The organism is Stappia stellulata DSM 5886 (assembly GCF_000423705.1).
Lineage (GTDB): Bacteria > Pseudomonadota > Alphaproteobacteria > Rhizobiales > Stappiaceae > Stappia > Stappia stellulata.
Genome location: NZ_AUIM01000012.1, coordinates 37,755 through 57,700 on the forward strand (window position 1 = coordinate 37,755; position 19,946 = coordinate 57,700).

General features: G+C 64.3%; 21 protein-coding genes. 13 read left to right on the forward strand and 8 right to left on the reverse strand.

Annotation, left to right across the window (positions count from 1 at the left end; genetic code table 11):
* Nucleotides 1-2: 2 nt before the first annotated feature.
* From G572_RS0109880 to G572_RS0109900, 5 genes are all read right to left on the reverse strand, one after another.
* On the reverse strand, nt 3-1,178 hold the full coding sequence (locus tag G572_RS0109880) for an acetate/propionate family kinase (protein WP_029058331.1): 1,176 nt from the start codon (nt 1,176-1,178) through the stop codon (nt 3-5).
* Entirely contained in the window at nt 1,175-2,620 is a 1,446-nt protein-coding gene (locus tag G572_RS0109885) for a bifunctional enoyl-CoA hydratase/phosphate acetyltransferase (protein WP_029058332.1), read from the reverse strand. The genes G572_RS0109880 and G572_RS0109885 overlap by 4 nt, the downstream gene beginning before the upstream one ends.
* A gap of 162 nt (nt 2,621-2,782) precedes the next feature.
* The gene (locus G572_RS0109890) at nt 2,783-3,379 is read right to left on the reverse strand and encodes a TadE/TadG family type IV pilus assembly protein (RefSeq protein ID WP_051242134.1); all 597 of its coding nucleotides are present in this window, start codon (nt 3,377-3,379) and stop codon (nt 2,783-2,785) included.
* Nucleotides 3,380-3,381: 2 nt separating this feature from the next.
* Nucleotides 3,382-3,975: a TadE/TadG family type IV pilus assembly protein gene (locus G572_RS23325; protein ID WP_051242136.1), complete on the reverse strand. Its 594-nt coding sequence runs from the start codon at nt 3,973-3,975 to the stop codon at nt 3,382-3,384.
* A 27-nt stretch (nt 3,976-4,002) separates the two neighbouring features.
* Nucleotides 4,003-4,491 (reverse strand): pilus assembly protein N-terminal domain-containing protein, encoded by a 489-nt coding sequence (locus G572_RS0109900; protein WP_051242212.1) that lies wholly within the window; start codon nt 4,489-4,491, stop codon nt 4,003-4,005.
* 396 nt (nt 4,492-4,887) lie between these two features.
* Here G572_RS0109900 and G572_RS0109905 point away from each other — a divergent pair, with 396 nt between their 5' ends.
* From G572_RS0109905 to G572_RS0109945, 9 genes are all read left to right on the forward strand, one after another.
* Nucleotides 4,888-5,082 carry a Flp family type IVb pilin gene (locus G572_RS0109905; RefSeq protein ID WP_029058335.1) on the forward strand — a complete coding sequence of 65 codons (195 nt, stop codon included), beginning with the start codon at nt 4,888-4,890 and terminating at the stop codon, nt 5,080-5,082.
* A 199-nt stretch (nt 5,083-5,281) separates the two neighbouring features.
* A complete protein-coding gene (locus G572_RS0109910; protein ID WP_029058336.1) occupies nt 5,282-5,788 on the forward strand; it encodes an A24 family peptidase in 507 nt (168 codons plus the stop codon).
* A gap of 250 nt (nt 5,789-6,038) precedes the next feature.
* Nucleotides 6,039-6,815, forward strand: a complete 777-nt coding sequence (gene cpaB, locus G572_RS0109915; protein WP_029058337.1) for a Flp pilus assembly protein CpaB — start codon at nt 6,039-6,041, stop codon at nt 6,813-6,815.
* 39 nt (nt 6,816-6,854) lie between these two features.
* A complete protein-coding gene (locus tag G572_RS0109920; RefSeq protein WP_051242138.1) occupies nt 6,855-8,294 on the forward strand; it encodes a type II and III secretion system protein family protein in 1,440 nt (479 codons plus the stop codon).
* 71 nt (nt 8,295-8,365) lie between these two features.
* Entirely contained in the window at nt 8,366-9,073 is a 708-nt protein-coding gene (locus tag G572_RS0109925; protein WP_029058339.1) for a CpaD family pilus assembly protein, read from the forward strand.
* 20 nt (nt 9,074-9,093) lie between these two features.
* Nucleotides 9,094-10,410 carry a CpaE/TadZ family protein gene (locus tag G572_RS23330; RefSeq protein ID WP_084650019.1) on the forward strand — a complete coding sequence of 439 codons (1,317 nt, stop codon included), beginning with the start codon at nt 9,094-9,096 and terminating at the stop codon, nt 10,408-10,410.
* A gap of 81 nt (nt 10,411-10,491) precedes the next feature.
* Entirely contained in the window at nt 10,492-12,000 is a 1,509-nt protein-coding gene (locus G572_RS0109935; protein WP_029058340.1) for a TadA family conjugal transfer-associated ATPase, read from the forward strand.
* Nucleotides 11,993-13,012, forward strand: coding sequence for a type II secretion system F family protein (locus G572_RS0109940; protein ID WP_029058341.1), 1,020 nt, complete (start codon nt 11,993-11,995; stop codon nt 13,010-13,012). Before G572_RS0109935 ends, G572_RS0109940 begins: the two co-directional genes overlap by 8 nt.
* A 15-nt stretch (nt 13,013-13,027) precedes the next feature.
* Nucleotides 13,028-14,014 (forward strand): type II secretion system F family protein, encoded by a 987-nt coding sequence (locus tag G572_RS0109945; protein ID WP_156884538.1) that lies wholly within the window; start codon nt 13,028-13,030, stop codon nt 14,012-14,014.
* Between the two features lie 128 nt (nt 14,015-14,142).
* Here the strand turns inward: G572_RS0109945 and G572_RS0109950 are convergent, their stop codons facing one another.
* Complete coding sequence (locus tag G572_RS0109950; RefSeq protein WP_051242140.1) at nt 14,143-14,961, reverse strand: tetratricopeptide repeat protein; 819 nt, start codon at nt 14,959-14,961, stop codon at nt 14,143-14,145.
* Nucleotides 14,962-15,139: 178 nt separating this feature from the next.
* Here G572_RS0109950 and G572_RS0109955 point away from each other — a divergent pair, with 178 nt between their 5' ends.
* The 4 genes from G572_RS0109955 to G572_RS0109970 all read left to right on the forward strand — a co-directional run bounded on the left by G572_RS0109955 (nt 15,140) and on the right by G572_RS0109970 (nt 18,700).
* On the forward strand, nt 15,140-16,546 hold the full coding sequence (locus tag G572_RS0109955; protein WP_029058344.1) for a leucyl aminopeptidase family protein: 1,407 nt from the start codon (nt 15,140-15,142) through the stop codon (nt 16,544-16,546).
* Nucleotides 16,547-16,650: 104 nt separating this feature from the next.
* A complete protein-coding gene (locus G572_RS0109960) occupies nt 16,651-17,001 on the forward strand; it encodes a MarR family transcriptional regulator (protein WP_029058345.1) in 351 nt (116 codons plus the stop codon).
* Between the two features lie 23 nt (nt 17,002-17,024).
* Nucleotides 17,025-17,912: a C40 family peptidase gene (locus G572_RS0109965; protein ID WP_037546463.1), complete on the forward strand. Its 888-nt coding sequence runs from the start codon at nt 17,025-17,027 to the stop codon at nt 17,910-17,912.
* 317 nt (nt 17,913-18,229) lie between these two features.
* Nucleotides 18,230-18,700, forward strand: coding sequence for a DUF1284 domain-containing protein (locus G572_RS0109970; RefSeq protein WP_029058347.1), 471 nt, complete (start codon nt 18,230-18,232; stop codon nt 18,698-18,700).
* Here G572_RS0109970 and G572_RS0109975 read toward each other — a convergent pair.
* Both G572_RS0109975 and G572_RS0109980 read right to left on the reverse strand, forming a co-directional pair.
* On the reverse strand, nt 18,679-19,272 hold the full coding sequence (locus G572_RS0109975; protein WP_029058348.1) for an energy-coupling factor transporter transmembrane component T family protein: 594 nt from the start codon (nt 19,270-19,272) through the stop codon (nt 18,679-18,681). The two genes, G572_RS0109970 and G572_RS0109975, sit on opposite strands and share 22 nt — an antisense overlap.
* Nucleotides 19,266-19,934 carry an energy-coupling factor ABC transporter ATP-binding protein gene (locus G572_RS0109980; RefSeq protein ID WP_029058349.1) on the reverse strand — a complete coding sequence of 223 codons (669 nt, stop codon included), beginning with the start codon at nt 19,932-19,934 and terminating at the stop codon, nt 19,266-19,268. The genes G572_RS0109975 and G572_RS0109980 overlap by 7 nt, the downstream gene beginning before the upstream one ends.
* Nucleotides 19,935-19,946 lie beyond the last annotated feature (12 nt).

A 19,946-nucleotide genomic window follows, 5' to 3' on the forward strand; every position in this document is an offset into this window, starting at 1 on the left:
TGTCAGGCGTGGACGAGCCGCTGCACCTGCCGGGCGATCATGCGCTCCTCGTCGGTCTCGATCCGGTAGACGGCGACCTTCGCCTCCGCCGGCGACAGCCGGGTCGCCTGGGCTTCGTTGGCGTCATTGTCGAGCGCGACGCCGAGCCAGCCCATGTCGGCGCAGGCGAGGCTGCGCACGCGCGCCGAATGCTCGCCGATCCCGCCGGTGAAGACCAACGCGTCGAGGCCGCCGAGAATGGCGGCAAGCGCGCCGGTCTCGCGGCGGATGCGCAGCGCGAAATGCTCGATCGCCAGCTGCGCGGCCGGGTCGTCGGACGCTTCCAGCGTGCGCATGTCGGAGGACAGGCCGGACAGGCCGAGAAGTCCGGAGCGGTGGTAGAGCAGGTCGGCGATGGCATCCCCGTCCATGCCGCGCTCCTGCATCAGATACAAGAGCACGCCCGGGTCGATCTGGCCGCTGCGGGTTCCCATCGGCAGTCCGTCGAGTGCGGAAAACCCCATGCTCGTCGACACGCTGCGGCCGTCCCTGAGCGCGCACATCGACGCGCCATTTCCCAGATGGGCAATGATGACGCGGCCGCGACCGACGTCCGGTGCGATCTCGGCGAGCCGTCCGGCGACGAACTCATAGGACAGCCCGTGAAAGCCGTAGCGGCGCACGCCCTCGTCGTAAAAAGCGGCGGGCAGGGCAAACGTATCGACGACGCGCGGATGACCGCGATGAAACGCCGTGTCGAAACACGCAATCTGGGGCGTTCCGGGAAAGGCGATCCGGGCGGCGCGGATGCCGGCCAGATTGTGCGGCTGGTGCAGGGGGGCGAGCGGTTCCAGACGGTCAAGAGCGGCAAGCAGCCGATCGTCGACAGGAACCGGGTCCGCATGGTCCGGGCCGCCGTGGACCACCCGGTGACCGACGGCCCGGATCGCCCTGTCGGGGGCGGCCGTTGCGAGAAACCCGACAATGGCGCCAAGCGCCGTGTCGTGGCAGGCGGCGTCATCGGCCGGCAGGGCACGGTCGGCGAGCGTCGTGCCGGCATCGTCGTGAACCGAAAGATGCGGATCGGTTCCAAGGCCGTCGACCTGCCCGCGCAGCAGCGAGTGCTCGCCGTCGAAGAGCTGGAACTTGATCGACGAGGATCCGGCGTTGATGACCAGAATGGCACTGTTCGTCGTCATTGGCCGGCCTCCGGAACGATCTCGCGATGGGCGGTACCTTCCGGCTCGAACGGGGCGAGGGCCGTGCCGTTGCGCCGCCAGTGATCGTAGAGAAGCGCCAGCGTACAGGAGGCAAGGCGCGCGCGGGCATCGTCGGCACGGCTTGTCAGGATCACCGGCACCGAGGCCCCGACCACAAGACCGGCGGCTTCAGCATGGGCAATGAAGGTCAATTCCTTGGCCAGCATGTTGCCGGCTTCCAGATTGGGTGCGATCAACACGTCCGCATGGCCGGCGACGAGCGAGGTGATCCCTTTGGTTTTCGCCGCTTGCACATCGATGGCATTGTCCATGGCCAACGGTCCGTCGACGATCCCGCCGGTGATCTGGCCGCGTTCCGCCATTTTGGACAGGACTGCCGCGTCGAGCGTCGAGGGCATCGCCGGGTTCACCGTCTCGATGGCCGAGAGAATGCCCACTTTGGGCGTGGCGATGCCGAGCGCGCGTCCCATGTCGATGGCGTTCTGGACGATGTCGACCTTGGCGGCGAGATCGGGTGCGATGTTGATCGCGGCATCGGAAATGATCACCGGCGAGGGCCGGCCGGGAATATCCATCACGAAACAATGGCTCAGCCGCTTGCCGGTTCGCAGGCCTCCGTCGCGCTTGACGATATGGCCCAGCAGCACGTCGGTGTGCAGATGGCCTTTCATCAGGGCGCGTGCGCGCCCCTCGTGCACCAGGGCGACGCCCTTGGCCGCAGCCTGTTCGTCAGACGCGACGTCGATGATTTCAATCTCGCCGAGATCCTCGCCAAGGCTGTTTGCCGCCGCCTCGATGGCGGCCGCGTTGCCGATCAGGATCGGGGCGATCAGGCTTTCGCGCGCGGCCAGAAGCGCGCCGCCGAGCGAATTCGCGTCGTCGGGCGCGACCACTGCCACGGGCAGCGGCGGCAGCGGACGGACAAGCTCGTTCAATCGGTCGAAATGCTGGTGGCGTTCGACCAGAATGCCGGGAAGGGCGGAGGCGTCGAACGTGATGCGGGTCGACGGAGCAACCACAACGGCCTCGCCGTCGGCGATCACCGTACCGTCGGAGCGGGTCACACGGGTATCGAGACGCACGACGCCGTCGGCCTCCTTGGCCGACACCGTGGCGCTGACGGTGAGCTTGTCGCCGAGATGGACGGGCGCGCGGAAGTTGAAGGTCTGCTTGCGGTAGGCGGTGCCGGGGCCCGGCAGGACGTTGCCGAGAACGGAGGAGATCAGCGAACCGACCCACATGGACGGCGCGACCGGATCGTCCTTCTCGCCGTCGCCGGTCCAGTCGATGTCGGGGATATGGACCGGATTGATGTTGCCGGAGGCATGGGCGAAGACGAAAAGGTCGTTGGCGGTCAGGATCCGCGTGAGCGATGCAGTCTCGCCGATGGTGATTTCATCATAGATCCGGTTTTGCGCCATTGTCGTTCGTCCTTGCTCGCGAGGTCGTGCGGTCGCGTGAGGGGGATTGCCCGCGGGCGCTGTGCCCTCCAGCGGATGTATGGCACGTCTGTGAAGCGGCAGTGAACCCGGCAGGCGCCGGGTTTGCCATTCGCATTGGCCCCAGGGGGCGGCGGGAGAGGATCAGTTGCAGCACTCGACGTTGGTGCTGACGCGCGGGCGCATGAAGTATGTGTCGCTCAGTTCGATCGTGTCGGTGCTGAAGACATCCTTCAAGATCGCGGCAAAGGTCGGACGATGCGTGTAGATGGCCTGCGAGACGATCAGATAGGTGTCCTTCTGTTTCGTCAGGCTGTCCGGGATCTCGATCGGTGGCGGCGAGTTCTTGCTCCATCCACCGGTGTTCAGGCCCCGGCTCCACACGACCCGGGGCTTGTTGACGTCCTTCATCCAGACACTGGAAACGACAAGTTTGATCCCGCTTGCGGGATAGGGATCGAGCATCGCCTCGGAGATCTCCATCAGGTCGTTGACCTGGGCGGACGTCAGCTTGTCCGTCTGCGCCACGAGATCTGCGAGCGCGCTTGCTGTCTGGCTGACCTTCCGGTCGAGCGTCAGCGCGGAGTTCAGTTCCACCATCCCGAGGAACAGCAGCAACATGAAGGGCAGGACCAGCGCGAATTCGACGGCGGCAATGCCGCGCCTGTCTGAGCCAAACCGCGCAAGGCGCCGGAAGGCGCGCATCGGTTCTTGACGCGAGCGAAGCGGAAAGATCCTCATGATCAGCCTCCCGGCTTCTGCGTCGACCACGGGAAGGGTTCGTTGCGGAACACGGCGGTGGCGACCAGCAGCCGGTCCCCGGATCCCAGATCCGCATAGTTGGTCTTCATCAATGCGGAAATCATCGGCCACTTGTAGAGCGCGCGAACGATGACAATGTCGCCGGCCTCGCCGTGATTGTAGCCGACGTCATCGGTCATCTCGCCGTCTTCGATCAGCGGCTTTGAGGCATAGCCGGAGAAGGAGTCGACGCGTTCGACATCAATCGTCAGCCGGTCTTCGCTGACGGGGAAGCCGGACATGTTCTCGAGCACCTTGGTCTTGAAGGCGCCGACGTCGAAGCCCTGCGCATGGGCCTGCCCGGTGCGGATCAGCCGTGAGGCATCGAGTACGGCATTGTTCAGGACCTGGTCGGCGAACAGCGACAGGCCGATCTCGATCAGGCCGAACAGGAGCAGGAAGAATGGAATTGCGACGAAGCCGAATTCGATCGCCGTCGTTCCCTCGCGGTCGCGCAGGATCAGCCGCAGGGCGCGCCGCCTGCGCGCGTATGTTCCGTTCGAACCTGCCGAGAGGTCCTTCCCCGACGTTTTCATTCCGGACATACCTCGGTCAAATCGCATCTATTGGGAGACGCCCGCGGCCTGTTCGGACATTTGCGTGCGCGCGGTCGCCTGCTTGCTTGTGAGTTCGTAGCTGGCTTCCGTGTCGCCGACGCGCATCACCGGCTCGCAGGCCGGCGCACAGGAGTAGGACGTGCGCGCGGTGTTGCGATGGACGGTGACGATGTCGGCTTCCGGTGCGCTCACGGTAAGCACCTCGTCGATGATCGGTTCGCCGTCGGCGTCAAGGATCACCAGGTTGGTGGTGCCATAGAGCTTGCCCGTCACCACCACGGTCTGGCGGTCGTACATGGTGACATCCGCAATCGCAGGATTACCGACGATCACCGTGTCGGCGGGCGCGTCGATGCGGAACACCTTGGCCCGGTCGGTCATGACCTGAACGGCTGCGTCCTGTGCGTGTCCCGCAACCGGCAGCACCGCGAGAACGGCCGCGAACGCCAGCGCACCGGCGAGCGGCCTGAGCGAAATCAAGCGGAAAGGCGACATGTCCATCGGCTCCTTCAAAGAATTCCTACCCGAACGTGAAGGAGATTGGTGAAGGAACCGCTAACGCGGACGTTCGCGTTCTTGCGATCCGCCGCTATCGTTAATTCCGACAAGGGCGCCAGTTTACCAAGACCCGCTGTGTCGGCCGGCCGGACTCGCTGGTGCTGGCGTGTCCTGTTGGTACGGGTTGAAGGACTTGGTTAAAATTGAATTCTATGTATTCGTATTGCATTAACCATGGATACTGGAGAAGGAATTGTTTTTTCTCCGCTTTCCAAATTTAACCAACTGGCAACTTGTGGTTCCTATAGTCGCAACATCTTAGAGCGACCAAGCAAATAAAAAACGGTCGACAAGATGGTGCTGTCAAAACAAGTGGAAGTTAGGAGCCAACAAATGAAAAATCTTCTCGCACGTTTCGCCAATGACGAATCCGGCGCCACCGCGATCGAATACGGCCTGATCGCCGGCCTGATCTCGATCGGTATTATCACGGCAGTGACTGCAGCCGGCGACTCGATCGCTGGCATCTTCGGTCAGGTCCAGACTGGCCTCGAGGGCGCCGCTGGTGATGTCGGCACGGGTGGCTAAGCCCTCTTGTCGTCTGACGGTCTAGCTTGGCCGGGGCGTGATCGCCACGACCCGGTCGAACTATCCGGCACGAATAACGGGCGGCCCTTGCCGCCCGTTTTTTTTCGTTTCGGATCAGGTCCCGGGACGCCTCTAAACCGCGTTTTAAGGGATGCGCTTTCAAATTGGTGAAACGGAACAGCGCTTAAAGGAACGGAACATGCTCGAAGCGGCCCTCCTGGTGGTTTTTCCCTGCCTGCTGGCCTTTGCCGGCGCCTCCGACCTGTTCACGATGACGATCCCCAACCGCGTGTCGTTGCTGCTGGTTGCCGGTTTCGCCGTGCTTGCGCCCTTCATCGGGCTTGGCTTGGCCGATATCGGCATGCATGTGCTGGCGGCCGTGGTGACACTCGGTGTGTGCTTCGTTTTCTTCGCCTTGGGCTGGATGGGCGGGGGCGACGCCAAGGTGATGACCGCCGTGGCGCTGTGGTTCGGCTTCACGCCGTCCTTCTTGGTGTTCCTGACGTTTGCCGGGATTTATGGTGCCGTCCTGACGGTGGCGCTCGTGATGTTTCGGCAGGTTCAAGTTCTGCCGGGGCCGGCGCGACGGGCCGACTGGCTGTTGCGCCTCCACGACCAGCGCACCGGCATCCCCTACGGCATCGCGATTTCGCTTGCCGCGCTTCAGGTCTATCCGGAAAGCGTATGGTTCCACGCCTTGACGTGAGCGTCTGTCTTGCGCGCAAGGCTTGCACGCCTGCCGGGGCGGAGACCGCGCCGGCCCATACGGCAAATATTAATAAAAAATAAACGATGCGGAGAGCGATTCTCCAAATGCAAAAGCTTTAAAATTCATTCATCTACATTGATCACACCTGATTAACCATGTCTTGACCATTTGCCCGTCACAGTATCGGCAGGATGGTCGTCGGCGTTTTTGCCAGCGACCCGACATCGATCGATTGCGGGTGAGTGTCATGAAAATCGCGCGTCTGGCCATTTTGGGTGTTTCGCTGGGGGCAGGCCTTCTGGTCGCCCGCATGGTGATGACATCCGGCAGCGAGCCGCCGTCGGAGCCGGTCGTCGTCGCGGAAGCGGTCGAGAAGGACGAGGTGCTCGTCGCCGGTCGTGATATCCAGCTCGGGCAACATGTCAGTGAAGCCGACCTGACCTGGACGAACTGGCCTCGCGACCTGACGCCGCTCAACGCGATCCTGAGATCGGACCGTCCCGACGCGGTTGGCGAGATCGCCGGACGCATCGCCAAGGCCCCGGTCTATTCCGGTGAGCCGCTGCGCGAGGAGCGCCTGATCTCCAGCGACCGGGGCTTCATGTCGTCGATCCTGCCGAAGGGCAAGCGGGCGATCGCGGTGTCTGTGGAAGCCCTGACCTCGGCCGGTGGCTTTATCCTGCCCGGCGACAAGGTGGACGTCATTTTGACCCGCCAGTCCGGTCAGCGGGGCGGCAACAGTTTTACCAGCGAGACCATCCTCCAGAACGTGCGCGTGCTGGCAATCGACACGATCACGGCGGGCGAGCAGGAGGAAAAGGCGCTGCCGCCGGGCCAGACCGCGACGCTCGAACTTGTGCCCAACCAGGCCGAAGTGGTCGCCCAGGCAACCCAGCTTGGAACGATCTCCCTGGTTCTGCGCAGTGTTCAGGATTCGGCCGACGATGCGGAGCAGGACGTGATTGGCGGCGGTGTGAACTTCGTGAAATTCGGCGTTACCGGCCAGATGCAGACCCAGCGCTAGAACAGCGCGGGTGTGGCAATGACGTCAAGGAGAACTAGAATGGTTGCTCAACGTTTCCTCGGCATCGGCCTGGCCTTCGCGCTGGCCCTCGGCAGCATGGGTGTGCCCTCGCAGGGCCTTGCCGAGGGATATCCGAAAACCGTGACGATCTCCGCCGGCGAGCGCGTCTCGGGACGCATTCTCCAGGTCGGTCTCGGCCGGTCGGTGGTGATCAACCTCGGTGAGGAAGTCAGCGACGTCATCGTGTCCAGCCCGGAGGTGGCCGACGCCGTCGTGCGCAGCGCGCGGCGGGTCTTCGTCTTCGGCAACAAGGCGGGGCAGGCGAGCCTCTTTTTGTTCGGCCGCGCGGGCAACCAGATCGCCAGCTTCGATCTCGCTGTCGAAAACGATACGACCGATCTCAACGCGATGATCGCCCGTTCGATCCCCGGTGCCCAGATCCGTGCCGAATCCATCAATGGAAACATGGTGCTGAGCGGAACCGCACCGAGCACGGCGGACGCCCAGCGGGCCGCCGACCTTGCCGCGCGCTTTGCCCGCAAGGAAGGTGAGACGCTCCCCGTTCTCAACATGATTGCCGTCACCGGCAAGGATCAGGTGCATCTCAAGGTTACTGTTGCCGAGGTCGAGCGCTCGATCATCAAGCAGCTCGGCGTCAATCTCGGCGGCAACATCGGCATCGGCAATTACAACGTCGGTTTCAATAATTCTCCGGGCTATACCGTCAACTCCAACGTCGTCGGTCGCTCGGCGGCCGGACTGTTCGATCCGACCAACCCATCCGCGACCTCCGGTTTCGTCGCCGGCGGCACCCAGCTCAAGGCCAACATCGAGGCGCTGCAGCGCGACGGCGTGATCCGCACGCTGGCCGAGCCGACGCTGACGGCGATCTCGGGCGAGAACGCCAGTTTCCTGGCGGGCGGCGAATTTCCGATCCCGATCTCCCAGGACAACGACAAGGTCACGGTCGAGTTCAAGAAATTCGGTGTCGGCCTCGATTTCACGCCGGTGGTTCTGAGCGGCGGACGCATCTCCTTGCGCGTCAAGACAGAGGTCAGCGAGATCACCCAGGAAGGTGCGGTCAACATCGGCGCCCTGTCGATCCCGGCCCTGAAGGTGCGGCGCGCGGAATCCACCGTCGAGCTTCCGTCAGGCGGCACGCTGGTGATGGCTGGTCTGCTCAAGGAATCCTACAAGCAGGATCTCAACGGCGTGCCCGGCCTGATGCAGGTGCCGATCCTGGGCGCGCTCTTCAAGAGTCGCGACTTCCTGCGCCAGGAGACTGAACTCGCCGTCTTCGTCACGCCCTACACCGTGCGCCCGGTGGCGCGGTCCGAACTCGTCGAGCCGACGAAGAACTTCGCGCCGGCCACCGACGGCGACACGATTTTCCTGAACCGCCTGAACCGCGTCTATCGCGTGTCCGGTAGCCCGGCCGAGGGCGGATATCACGGCCAGGTCGGCTTTATCTACGAATGATGGGGATCGCACCGATGAATGCAAAGACCGCACAGCGCCGCGCAGCGGCAGCGCGCCCGAGTCGGCCGGTCATGCCCGCCGTCGCGGTTCTCGCAGCGCTTCTCGCCGCGGGCTGCCAGAGCCAGGCGCCGACCACCTCCGCGCTTGCCGCAAACGATTACCGCCTGCGCCATCCGATTGTGGTCGGTGAAGGCACCAAGACGCTGGACCTGCCGGTCGGCAGCGGCATGCGGCAGCTGTCGCCGCAGCTTTCCGCGGTGGTGTCGAGTTTCGCCCGCGACGCACGTTCGCGCGGCGGCGGATCGGTTGAGATCATCGCTCCGTCGGGATCGCGCAACGAGGCGGCCGTCCATGCCGTCCTGCCGCAGATCCGCAAGGCGCTCGCCCGCGGTGGCGTGCCGTCCAAGCGCATCGCCACGCGCAGCTACCGCGTCGGCGACAGCGGCGTCGCGGCCCCCGTGCGTCTTGCCTACACCGGCATTCAGGCAAGTGCGGGTCCCTGCGGCCAGTGGCCCGCCAGCATCAACGGCGGCGGATCGGCAACAAAGCACAATCCGCAACTGAACAACACGCAGTACCACAATTTCGGATGCGCCTCTCAGGCGAACCTGGCGGCGATGGTCGACAATCCGTCCGACCTGCTCTACCCGCGCGCGATGGAACCGGGCGATCAGCTCCGCCGCGGTGTCGTCTACGAGAATTTCCGCAAGGGCGAGCAGACGGCATCGGAATACAAGCAGGGTGACGGCGCGCAGATTTCCGACGCAGCCGGAAGCTGATCCCGGGAGGAGCAGGACGTATGAACACGCTGGCATTCGAGGACATGGGTGAAGACACCCGCCGGGCCATCGACGAGGCGGACCGGGAAACGGAGATGGTTGCGCCGCCGCCGCCGGCCGACACGATCGACCTGAAAGCAGTGCCGCGCATCGCGATCCAGGCGTTTTGCGAAAGCGACGACGTTGCGGGCACGATCGAGCGGGCCGCTCAGGACCGTCGCATGGCCAAGGCGCATGTCAAGGTGCACAAGGGCGGGATCGCGGCGGCCGCGGACTTCTATTCCACTGCCCCGACGCCGAACCTGATCCTGATCGAGAGCCTGATGAACCCGGAGGGGTTGATCGAGGGTCTGGAGCGCCTGGCGGAAGTTTGCGACGCGGGAACGAAAGTGGTCGTGATCGGCCACGTCAACGACGTGTCCCTTTACCGTGACCTCATTCATCGCGGAATCAGCGACTATCTGGTAGCGCCGATCGACCTGTTCCAGGTGATCGGCGCGATCGGCGAACTCTATGTGAGCGCGGAGTCCGAGCCGCTCGGACGCACGATCGGCTTCATCGGCGCCAAGGGCGGCGTCGGGGCGTCCACGGTGGCGCACAACGTGTCCTGGTCGATCGCGCGCGTCTACGAGAGCGATGTGGTGCTGGCGGATCTCGATCTCGCCTTCGGGACCGCCGGGCTGGATTTCAACCAGGACCCGCTCCAGGGCGTGTTCGAGGCAGTGTCCTCGCCGGACCGGCTCGACGAGACGATGCTCGACCGGCTCTTGTCGAAATGCGCGGACCGCCTCAGCCTGCTTGCCGCGCCGGCCTCCCTGGAGCGCGCCTACGATCACGGCGAGACGAGTTTTGACGGTCTCGTCGATGTGATGCAGGCCGGCGCGCCGGCGGTCGTCCTCGATATTCCCCATGGCTGGTCGTCGTGGATTCGTCGTTTGCTGGCGAATGTCGACGAGGTGGTGATCGTAGCAGAGCCGGATCTGGCCAACCTGCGCAACGCCAAGAACATGGTCGATACGCTGCGTCAGCTGCGTCCCAACGACACCGCGCCGCGCCTTGTGTTGAACCGGGTGAACGTTCCGAAGCGGCCCGAGATCAAGGTCAGCGAGTTCACTGACGCGCTGGGGCTCGATCCGGTCGCGGTGGTGCCGTTCGAGCCGCTCCTGTTCGGCACGGCGGCGAACAACGGACAAATGATCGGCGAACAGGACGAAAAGCACCCGAGTGCAGCCCTGTTCGACCAGATTTCGCAGGTCGTCACGGGCCGCGGCGAGATCCAGAAGCCAAAGGGTCTGGATCTTGGCGCGCTGATGACCCGCTTGCTGAAAAAGGGTTAGGGCGCGGGGTGGCGGCCCGGCGCCCGCGGTGCGGAGGGGCCCTTCGCGATTTTCGATAAATGCAGTTGAGAGCAGGTGAAAATGTTCGGTCGACGTGGCGCAACTCCCGGAACGGCGGCTCCCCGCCCCAAGGCTCCCGCCGCTCCCCCGGCGGGTCCGGCGGCAGAACCGCGCTCGAATGCCGCATCGGAGCAGGACGCGGCCATCGCTGCCGGCCCGGCGCCGGCGGCCGCCGCGCAGCCCGCTCCCCGACCCAAGGCCCCTGAGCCTGCCCCGGAAAAGCCCGCGCAGCGGCGCTCCAACGACTATTATGCGACCAAGGCGTCGATCTTCAACGCGCTCGTCGAGGCCATCGACCTGTCGATGCTCACAAGGCTGTCGCCGGAGGACGCGCGCGAGGAAATCCGCGATGTCGTCAATGACATCATTGCGCTCAAGAACGTCGTCATGTCGATTTCCGAGCAGGAAGACCTGCTGGAAGATATCTGCAACGACGTTCTGGGCTATGGTCCGCTGGAGCCTCTGCTCGCGCGCGACGACATCGCCGACATCATGGTCAACGGCGCCGACACGGTCTACATCGAGACCCAGGGCAAGATGCAGCAGACCGGTGTGCGCTTTCGCGACAACAAGCAGCTGATGAACATCTGCCAGCGGATCGTCAGCCAGGTCGGCCGGCGCGTCGATGAATCCAGCCCGATCTGCGACGCGCGCCTTGCAGACGGCTCGCGTGTCAACGTCATCGCCCCGCCGCTTGCGATCGACGGGCCGACGCTGACCATTCGTAAGTTCAAGAAGGACAAGCTGACGCTGAAGCAGCTGGTCCAGTTCAACTCCGTGTCGCCGGAAGGCGCCACCGTTCTGGAGATCATCGGCCGCAGCCGGTGCAACGTGCTGATTTCCGGCGGCACCGGTTCGGGCAAGACGACACTGCTCAACTGCCTGACGGCCTACATCGATTCCACCGAGCGCATCATCACCTGCGAGGATGCGGCGGAACTGCAGCTGCAGCAGCCGCATGTGGTGCGTCTTGAAACCCGCCCGCCCAATCTGGAAGGCGAGGGCGAGGTGACCATGCGCGATCTGGTCAAGAATTGCCTGCGCATGCGGCCCGAGCGCATCATCGTCGGCGAGGTGCGCGGACCCGAGGCCTTCGATCTGTTGCAGGCGATGAACACCGGCCACGACGGCTCGATGGGCACATTGCACGCCAACAGCCCGCGCGAGGCGCTCTCGCGCCTGGAATCGATGATCACCATGGGTGGCTTCACGCTCCCCTCCAAGACCCTGCGCGAGATGATCGTGTCCTCCATCGACGTGATCGTCCAGGCGCAGCGCCTGCGCGACGGTTCGCGCCGCATCACCCATGTCTCCGAGGTGATGGGCATGGAAGGCGACGTCATTATTACCCAGGACGTGTTCCTTTACGACATTCTCGGCGAGGACCCGAACGGCAACCTGGTCGGACGGCATCGCTCCACCGGCATCGGCCGGCCGAAGTTCTGGGAAAAGGCCCGTTACTTCGGCGAGGAGCACCGGCTTGCCGCGGCACTCGATGCAGCGGAAGTGCGCGAGGGCGAAAATGTCTGAGCTGAAGGACCTGCTCTCCCCCGAACTGACGATGCTGGCGACGGCCTTGCTCGGCGCCTTTTCCATTGGCGGAATTCTCTACGCCCTGCTGCAGCCGACCCTCACCGGTGAAAAACAGCGCGAAAAGCGGCTCAAGACCGTTGCCAGCCGCCCCACGTCATACGACGCCAGCCGTCTCGTGAAGGACAACGACCGGCGCCGCAAGTCCGTTCAGGACCAGTTGCGGGACTTTGAAGCGCGTGAAAAGAAGCGCAAAGACAAACAGGCGCGTCTTAGTCTTGAGGAACGCATCGATCAGGCGGGGCTGACCTGGACGAAGCGGGCCTTCTACATATTCTCGGTGGTCAGCGGCATTGTCGTGACCTTGATCGGTTTCGCGATCACCTCGTCCATCATCGTCAACGCGGGCTTCGCCTTTGTCGGTTTTTTCGGCATTCCCCGCTTTTATCTGGGGCGCAAGAAGAAGAAGCGCATCGACGCGTTTCTCAATGAATTGCCGAATGCCGTGGATGTCATTGTGCGCGGCACCAAGGCGGGTCTGCCGCTTGCGGAATGCATCCAGATCGTGGCGGCCGAGGCGCGCGATCCGATCAAGACCGAGTTCCGCCGCCTGATCGAGGCGCAGACCATGGGCGTGACGCTGAGCGAGGCGATTGTGAAGCTGCCGCAACGGATGCCGGTGGCGGAAGCGAACTTCCTGGCGATCGTCGTCGCCATCCAGTCCCAGGCCGGCGGCTCTATGTCGGAGGCGCTTGGCAACCTCTCCAAGGTCCTGCGTGAGCGCAAGGCGATGAAGGGCAAGATCCAGGCGATGAGCCAGGAGGCAAAATCCTCTGCCGCCATCATCGGGTCGCTGCCGTTCCTGGTCGTCGGCGTGCTGTCGTTGACCAGTCCGTCCTACATCATGCTTCTGGTCACCGAACCCGCAGGCAACATGATCCTCGCCTTTTCCGGTTTTTGGATGCTCACTGGAATGGCCATCATGAAGAAAATGATCAACTTTGACTTCTGACCCAAGGGCCCGGCCATGATGGGACTGGATTTTTCTGATCTGATGAGCCAGCAGATGATCATCGCCGCGCTTGCGATGGTCGCCGTTGCCGGGACGGTCTTCGTTCTGGTGATGCCGCTGCTTGAGGGCGACAAGCTGAAGAGCCGCATGAAGTCGGTGGCGCTCGAACGCGACCAGATGCGGGCCCGCGAACGCGCACGTATGACCGACGAGAAAGCCAACGCCCGGGTTTCCCTGCGCAATCAGCCAAAGCAACAGGTGCAGCGCATCGTCGACCGGCTTAACCTCAAGAACCTGATGTCGGACGAACAGACCAAGCTGCGCTTGACCCAGGCCGGTTTTCGCGGAACGAAGCCGCTCTATACGTTCCTGTTTGCACGCCTGGTCATGCCGGTGCTGCTGTTTTTCGTGGCGCTGTTCTACACCTTCGTGGTGCTGCAACTCGATCTTCCGCCGATGATCAATGTCCTGATCGCCAGCGTGATCGCCTTTATCGGTTACTACGCACCGGACCTCTATCTGAGGAACCGCATTCAGAACCGCCAGCTGTCCATCAACCGGGCATGGCCGGATTCGCTCGATCTGATGCTGATTTGCGTGGAATCGGGCATGTCCATCGAGGTCGCCTTTCGCAAGGTGTCGGAGGAGATCGGCGTGCAGTCGGTTGCCCTTGCAGAGGAACTGACGCTGACCAACGCCGAGTTGTCCTATCTCGGCGAGCGCCGGCTCGCCTATGAGAACCTCGCAAAGCGCACGGGCCTTGAAGGTGTCAAGAACGTGTCGCTCGCTCTCATTCAGGCGGAACGCTATGGCACGCCGGTGTCGCAGGCGCTTCGGGTGATGGCCGACGAGAACCGGGCGCAGCGCATGCAGGCCGCCGAAAAGAAGGCCGCCGCCCTGCCGCCCAAGCTGACGGTTCCGATGATCGTGTTCTTCCTGCCCGTGCTGCTGGCCGTCATTATCGGACCGGTGATCATCCAGGCGCTTGCCACCTTCAAGTGATCCACGCCGGGCCGTTGTCCGAGGCATGGCCCCGATCCATCCAGACAGAAAAAAGCCTCCGGGACGATCCCGGAGGCCTTTTCGGTTGAAATGCTGCGATCGGCGAAGCGGCGCTTCGCCGGAGCCGATCAGCCGCCGCGCTTCTTTTTCTCGGCGGCGGAAATTTCCGCCCAGGAATTGCGCTGCGCCAGCATCGATTTCAGATAGGCGATGTTCTGGTTGGCCTGCGCCGGATCGAGCTCCGAGCGCGCCACGCTTTCGGCTTCCTGGAAACGTCCCTGCAAGCCGATCGACAGGGCGAGGTTCTGCCGGATACGGCTGTCGGCCTTGGGGCTTGCAGCTGCCTTCTGGAGGATCTCTTCGGCCTGTTTCACTTCGCCGGCGAGCAGATAGGACATGGCGAGATTGTTGAGGAGGCTCGGCTCGTCGGGCGCGATCTTCAGCGCCTGGCCATAGAGCGAGCGAGCCTTGTTGGTGTTGCCCATCTGATCCTCGATCGCCGCTTCCGCGGAGAGAAGACGCCAGTCGGGCCGGGTCGGGGTCTGGGCGCCCTTGATCACCTGAAGTGCCTCGGGCAGCTTGCCGCCCATCGCCAGGATCTTGCCATAGGCGGCGGCGATGTCGCGGTCGCTCTGCTTGTTGATCACCGCCTTGCGCAGCACCGCCTCGGCCTGCGGGATCTGGCTGTTGCGCCGCAGGGCGGCCGCGTAGTTCAGGATGTTTTCGCGGTTGTCGGGCGCCTTTTCATAGGCCTGCCCCCAGTAGCCAACCGCCTGTCGCGCGGCATCGGAGCCGGGTGCGGCGTAGCCCTGGGTGGCGCTGGCATGGGTGCCGACCGCGCGCTTGGACGAGGCGCAGCCGGTGACCGCGAGTGCTGCCGCCAGCGACAGGGCGAGAACGAAGTGGCTGGGGACCGAGCGTCCCCGGGAACGGCGCGTGGATGGCATGGTGCCAGGCTCCTCAACGCGAAAGACGGGTTTGCAAATTGCGCTTCCCCATCAATACGTCGTTAACCCTAATGCTTCGTTAAACGCAGCGCCTCGTTGCTTTTTGCCGTGCCATCTCCTTCGGATTGCGGGTCGATGGGGCTTCATGCTTTAACGTCGGTTCCGTCCTGTTTCCAACATGAGGCTCAAGACCTTGCGCCAGTCCCTGCGTGCCTTCGATCCCGCCCTCAAGCCGGTTCCCCTTCACCTCGTCGACAAGGCGGGATGCGCCGCAGCGCTTCAGCGGCTGGGGCCGGGCGCCGGCGAATGGGCCGCCGCCAACGGGTTCGAGGGCGCAAGCGGTCAGCTTCTGCTGGTTCCGGGCGAGGGCGGCATTGCAACAGCCGCGCTTTATGGCGTGGCCGATCCGCGGGATCCCGGCTTTGCCGCGGGCGAGCTGGCGCGCAAGCTTCCCGGCGGCGATTACGCGCTCCAGCTTGAGGGCAAGGCCCGGCAGGAAACATTGCTTGCTTTCGCGCTGACCGCCTACCGCTTCGAGCGTTACCGCAAACCCGCGACGCAAAGCCGGCCTGCCATCGTCCTCGACGAAGGCGATGACGCGGAGGCTCTCGGGGTGATCCTCGATGGCGTCGCGCTTGCCCGCGACCTGATCAACACGCCGGCGAACGATCTCGGTCCGGAGGAATTGGCGGCCGCCGCGCGCCAGCTGTTCGCCCTGCACGGTGGCTCGACCCGCGTGGTGGAAGGCGAGGCGCTGGTCGCCGACGGCTTTCCGATGATCCATGCCGTCGGGCGGGCCAGCACCCGGGCGCCGCGCCTTGTCGATGCGGTCTGGGGGGCGGAGGACGCGCCGAAGGTGACGCTGGTCGGCAAGGGCGTGGTGTTCGACACCGGCGGCCTCGACATCAAGCCGGCGAGCGGCATGGCCTTGATGAAGAAGGACATGGGCGGGGCGGCCAATGTGCTGGGCCTGGCCTCCATGATCATGGCGGCCGGTCTGCCCGTGCGCCTGCGCGTGCTGATCCCGGCGGTCGAAAACGCCATATCCGGCTCCGCCTTCCGGCCGGGCGACGTGCTCGACAGCCGCAAGGGGCTGCGGGTCGAGATCGGCAACACCGATGCGGAAGGCCGCCTCGTGCTGGGCGATGCGCTGACCCTTGCCGATGAGGAAAAGCCTGAAATCCTGATCGACATGGCGACCCTGACCGGGGCTGCCCGCGTGGCACTCGGACCGGAACTCCCCCCGTATTTCACCGACGACGAAGCCTTCGCCGGCGCCCTCGCCGCAAAGGCGGAGGAAACGCGCGATCCGCTGTGGCGGCTGCCGCTGTGGCGTCCCTACGAGAGTTATCTCGACAGCCGCGTGGCGGACATCAATCACATCAACACCACCGGGGCGGGGTTCGCCGGATCGATCACGGCAGCGCTGTTTCTCTCCCGTTTCGTGGAAAACGCCGCGACCTGGGTGCATCTCGACATCTACGGCTGGTCGCCCTCCGACCGTCCGGCCCGTCCCGCAGGTGGCGAGGCGCAGGGCATTCGGGCGCTGTTTGCGCTGCTCACGGAGCGCTTTTCGCGCGGATAGGGACGGGTGGCCGTCTCATCGGCTACGCATAACGGAACCGAAACGATTTCGCGCCATGATGCTGGAACCGTGCCGCTCGGCACGGGTAAGCGAATGGGGACGAAATGGGTGTCGAGATACGGCCCTCGCAGGCGTTGCGCCTGTGGCATGACGTCACGATGGAGCTTGTCACCGACGGGGACAAGGACCTGACGGCACGCCAGATGGCGATCCTGCTGACGGTCTATCTGGAGCCGCCGCCGCATACGGTGCGCGGCCTGGCGGCCCGGCTGACTGTGACGAAGCCGGTGATCACCCGCGCGCTCGACACGCTTGGCGCGATGAAGCTTCTGTCGCGCAAGCGCGACGAGGCCGACCGCCGCAACGTCGTGATCACGCGAACGGTTGCCGGCGCGCTTTATCTGGAAGAGATTGCCGATACGATTGTCGCCAAGGCCGCGACGATGCCCCGCTGACCGATCCGACGGACACTGATCTCATGCCAGATGCTTCTCCCGCCGCTCTTGACCGCCGCTTGCACCCGGTGCGCCCGGACCTCGCGGCGGAGAGCTATCGCGGACGGGTCGAGGCCGAGGCTTTCGCGCCGGGCGTTGCCATGCGGGTCGCCGCCGACAGCGTCGCCCTGCGGCCCGTGCCCGATCCGGCGCGTTCCATCGACACCGAGGCGCTCCACGGCGAGATTTTCACCGTCTACGAGACCCGTGGCGACGGCTGGGCCTGGGGGCAGTTGGAGACCGACGGCTACGTCGGTTTTCTCCCGTCAAATGCGCTGGGGTCCACCGGCGCGACGCCGACGCATCGCGTCGCGGCCTTGCGCAGTTACCGCTATCCGGATGCGGAACTGAAATCCCCGCCGCTCGGTCTCCTGTCCATGGGCACAAGGGTCTGCGTCACGGGGCAGGCCGTCACGCGCGGGCTCGCATTCGCGCTGCTCGACGACGGCTCGGCCATGGTCGCGCGCCATCTCGTGCCGCTCGATCACCGCGAGGCGGACTGGGTCGGCGTCGCGGAAACCTTCCTCGGTACGCCGTATCTGTGGGGCGGGCGCACGTCGCTCGGGCTTGATTGCTCGGCCATCGTCCAGCTTGCCGCAGCCGCCGGCGGTCTCGACGTCCCGCGCGACACCGACATGCAGGAACGCGAGGCCGGAACGCCGCTCGACATCGCCTCCGGTCTGCCAGCGCTCCAGCGCGGCGATCTCGTCTTCTGGAAAGGCCATGTCGGCATCATGCGTGACGGCGAAACGCTGCTGCACGCCAACGGCTTCACCATGTCGGTGGCGAGCGAACCGCTTGCGCCGGCAATCGCGCGCATCGCCCGCAACGAATGGGGGGCACTGACAGCGGCGCGGCGGTTCGTCTTGTGATACGCCGGTCGCGAATGCGATCCATCTCGGCGGCTGTCCGGCCGCCGATCCTTGCGTGGCGATGCGCTATCTGTAACTGCGTTTTGTGAAAATTGACCGCATTTGTATTCAAGGTGGCATGATCCTGCACCGAACCGGCCGGATCCTGCACCGAACCGGCCGGATCCTGCACCGAACCGGCCGGCAGCCGGCCGGCGGCTCTTCAGGCGGGCCGGGCGGACCGCATCGTTTTGCCGTTCCCGGTTGGGGTGTTATCAGATCCGTTCTTGCCGGCGGTGCAATGTGTGCCAAGGATCTTTTGTTGACCGCGAAACGCCATGACGATTGATATTCGTCCCCACCATCTGCTGTGCATCCTGACGTATGCGGGAAAGGGGTACTCGGAAGAGTTCACGCGCAACTATGGTCGGATCGTCGCGCGGCTGAATGCCGGGGAAACCGTCTCGATCGTCGAAGGGCCGGATGAAATTTGCGCACCGCTGGTGGATGCCGAGGCCGAGCCGCATTGTCTGCGTGAAAGTGTGACACGGCGCGATGCGGATGCCTCGGCGAGCCTGGCCCGCCTGCTGCGCCGCCCGATTGCGGTCGGAGACGAGATCCTGCTCGACGTCCCCACGACCGCCGCGCTTCGCGACGCCTTCGCCAGCGGGACCGTCCGAAAGGCCTGCGACGGCTGCCAGTGGTCGCGATTGTGTTGTTCGATTGCCCGGCGTGGCTTTAGGGACGCCTTTCTGATCGGGCACGCCGCGCCCGAACCCACGCCCGATCAATCGAAAGAGCGGGAGTAAATTGCCTGGGACACCTCGTCGGCGGTCTTCAGGATGCGCACCACGAGCGGCACGAGGACGGCCTTGAAATTTCGGTCGAGGCCCCGCGCGCGCTGCGCCTCCCGGACCTCGCCAAGCACCGTGCGCACCAGCGGAATGAACCGCAGGCACAGCGAGATCGCCAATGCAATCCGGGCTTTCGGCACCCAGGACGGGGCAAACCGGAGAGCGGAGAGAATCCCGTCGACGAACTCGCTCGTCTTGGTCGTCAGGGTGACGAGCGCGGCTGCCAGGATGAGGACCACGAAGCGCGCGACGACGAATCCCGCAAAGACGACGTCGGTCAGGTAAACCTGGACAGCGAAGATCGCGGCAAGAATCCAGAATGCCGGTCGCAGCGACACGAAGGCATGACGCGGGGCAAGGCCTGCAAGCGCGAAACCGGCGAACACCAGGATCCCGGCGACCGCGACCGAGGCCCACCCCTCGACGATGAAGAGGCTGGAGCACAGGACCACGAGCGAGGCGATCTTGACGATGGGGCGGGCGCGATGAAGCGGGCTGTCCGCGAAGACGTAAAGGTCGCTCAGCATCGCGAGCTCGCAACGTAGCCCGCCACAACCGATGCAGCGTCGCCGTCCGCGACGATCGTGCCATCCTCGATGTGCAGGACCCGGTCGAAATGCGCCAGCAGCTCGAGGTCATGGGAGACGACGACGACATGCTGGTCCAGCCCGTCGATCGCCGCCATGAACTTGCGCTTGTTCCACAGATCCAGAAGCGTGGTCGGCTCGTCCAGCACGATCATCTGCGGCCGCATCACCAGAACGCCGGCGAGGGCAATCATCTGCTTTTCGCCGCCGCTCAGCCGATGGGTGAACCGGTCGCGCAGATGGACGAGGTCAAAGCGTTCAAGAACCTCTTCGATCCTGGCTTGCGTCTCGGACGCGGACAGTTTGAGGTTCTTGAGGCCAAAGGCCAGGTCCTCCGAGACGATCGGATAAACGATCTGGTTGTCGGGATTTTGAAACACAAAGCCGACGTGTCGCCTCAGCGCGCCGCGTTCACGAACCGCGTCGAGCGTGACCGTCCCGCGGGTCGGTGTCTCGATACCGTTGAACAGGCGCGCGAATGTGCTTTTGCCGGAGCCGTTGCGGCCAATGATGCCGACACGCCTCTCACGGAGATGGACGGTGATGCCGTTGAGGATGGCAACCCCGTTTTTCTCAACGCAAACATCGGTAAAGGCGATCACGTCTGCGAAGGT